Below are 2,349 nucleotides of genomic sequence, written 5' to 3'. Positions count from 1 at the left end.
CCGTCGCTGTCGACGGCGGTGTGGGTGGGCACCGTCAGCGGCGACAAGCCACTGGTCAGCAAGGGGGGAGGTCAGGTCTACGGTTCGGGTCTGCCGTCGGACATTTGGAAGTCGACGATGGACGGTGCCTTGAAGGGCACCACGACCGAGTCCTTCCCCAAGCCAGGCGAGATCGGTGGGTTTGCCGGTGCGCCGGCCGCGCCGCCGCCTCCGCCTCCGCCGCCGCAGATGACCGTCATCCAGCCAACGATCGAGGTGGCACCGGGCATCACGATCCCGGTCGGGCCGCCCACCACGGTCCCGGTGGGCCCGCCACCCGGACCGGTGTCGCCGGGCGGACCCGTGCCTGTGCCGTCGCCGCCGCCGTGATCGGCGGCCGGACTTCTAGCCCTACGATTTCGCCGCGCCCGTTGGCCGCGGACTTGCGCTCCGCCGACGACCGCGATTGCCCCAGCCGCACCGACTTTCTGGGTGTGGCGCTGTCAAACGTCGTCGGCGGCCCGGTGGGCCGACATGCGGTGATCGGGCGCACCGCGTTCCTCACGCCGTTGCGGGTGATGTTTTTGATCGCGCTGGTGTTTTTAGCGCTCGGTTGGTCGACGAAAGCGCCGTGTTTGCAGAGCACCGGTACCGGGCCCGGCGACGCGCGGGTCGCCAATTGGCAGAACCAACGCGCCTATTACGAGCTGTGCTACTCCGACACCGTGCCGCTATACGGCGCAGAGTTGTTGAGCCAGGGCAAGTTTCCGTACAAGTCCAGCTGGGTGGAAAAGGACGCCGACGGCAAGCAACAGATCCGGTACGACGGCCAGCCTGCGGTGCGCTACATGGAGTATCCGGTGCTTACCGGGGTGTACCAGTACGTGTCGATGGCGTTGGCCAAGACCTATACCGCGTTGAGCAAAGTTACCGGATTGCCGGTCATCGCCGAGGTGGTGGTCTTTTTTGATGTGGCCGCACTCGGGCTCGCGTTAGCTTGGCTGACGACGTTGTGGGCCACCGCGAGGCTGGCCGGCCGGCGGGTGTGGGATGCGGCACTGGTCGGCGCGTCGCCACTGGTGATCTTTCAGATGTTCACAAATTTCGATGCGCTGGCAACGGGTTTGGCGATCGGCGGTCTGCTGGCGTGGGCGCGTCGGCGACCGATACTGGCCGGCGTGCTGCTCGGGCTGGGCGTCGCGGCCAAGCTGTATCCGGCGTTGTTGTTGGGGCCGCTGCTGGTGCTGGGGATGCGGACCGGGCGACTCGGTGAGCTGGCCCGCACCGCGGCGGCGACGGTGGCGACCTGGCTGGTCGTCAACCTGCCGGTGATGGTGCTCTTCCCGCGAGGTTGGTCGGAGTTCTTCCGGCTCAACGCCCGCCGCGGCGACGACATGGATTCGCTGTTCAGCGTCGTCAAATCGTTCACCGGCTGGCCCGGGTTCGATCCGAAGCTGGGTTTCTGGCAGCCACCTACAACGCTCAACGAAGTTGTCTTGGCGCTGTTCGTATTATGTTGTGCGGCAATCGCTTATGTCGCGCTGACTGCTCGTCAGCGGCCGCGCGTGGCCCAGCTGGCGTTCCTGGTGGTGGCGGCCTTTCTGTTGACCAACAAGGTGTGGAGTCCGCAGTTCTCACTGTGGCTGGTGCCATTGGCGGTGCTGGCATTGCCGCATCGCCGAATCCTGTTGGCGTGGATGATGATTGACGCGTTGGTGTGGGTGCCGCGGATGTACTACCTCTACAACGTGCCCAACCGCGGGTTGCCCGAGCAGTGGTTCGCCGCCACAGTGCTGCTGCGTGACATCGCGGTGCTGGCCCTGTGTGCGCTGGTGGTCCGTCAGATCTACCGGCCCGAGGAGGATCTGGTGCGCTGGGGCGGACGGGTCGACGATCCCGCGGGCGGGGTGTTCGACAGGGCGCCCGACGCGCCGCCCAGCTGGCTGCCTGGCCAGCTGCGTCCCGCACGGCTCCGGCACTCGGCGCAGGCGAGCACTGCGGACGAGCGTGCAACCACGGCGTCGAGCGTGCGCTGACGGCGGAAAAATCGAGAAATCCTCGCCCTGAGCACACACTCGAGGCCGTAAACGCACACTCGAAGCTGGGTGCCGCGATTTCGTCAGCTCAGCCACCGTCAGGTAGCCTGAGGCGGTTGCCGACGCAGGCGACCCTCCTGCCACGGACAAGACCGTGGCCGTAGACGACCATCGGAGGTGATGAGGTTCCCATGCGTCCATACGAAATCATGGTCATCCTTGACCCCACCCTCGACGAGCGCACCGTTGCCCCGTCGTTGGAGACCTTTCTCAACGTCATCCGCAAAGACGGCGGCACAGTGGACAAGGTCGACATCTGGGGCAAGCGCCGGCT

At 66.2% G+C, this 2,349-nt stretch carries 2 protein-coding genes and 1 pseudogene; all 3 read left to right on the top strand.

Features of this window, described 5'->3' with window-relative positions:
• A pseudogene (locus tag WBF82_RS06810) lies at positions 1-369 on the top strand (penicillin-binding protein); the annotation flags it as partial.
• A complete protein-coding gene (locus WBF82_RS06805; protein ID WP_424382305.1) occupies positions 366-2,015 on the top strand; it encodes a glycosyltransferase family 87 protein in 1,650 nt (549 codons plus the stop codon). The pseudogene WBF82_RS06810 and the gene WBF82_RS06805, both read left to right, overlap by 4 nt.
• Positions 2,016-2,206: 191 nt before the next feature.
• Positions 2,207-2,349: 30S ribosomal protein S6 (locus WBF82_RS06800; RefSeq protein WP_424382306.1), on the top strand; the 143-nt coding region annotated here is incomplete at its 3' end.

It is taken from the genome of Mycobacterium sp. (genome assembly GCF_049673265.1).
GTDB lineage: Bacteria > Actinomycetota > Actinomycetes > Mycobacteriales > Mycobacteriaceae > Mycobacterium.
The sequence above is the reverse complement of the archived record's forward strand: the minus strand, read 5'-3'. Positions and strand labels throughout refer to the sequence as shown.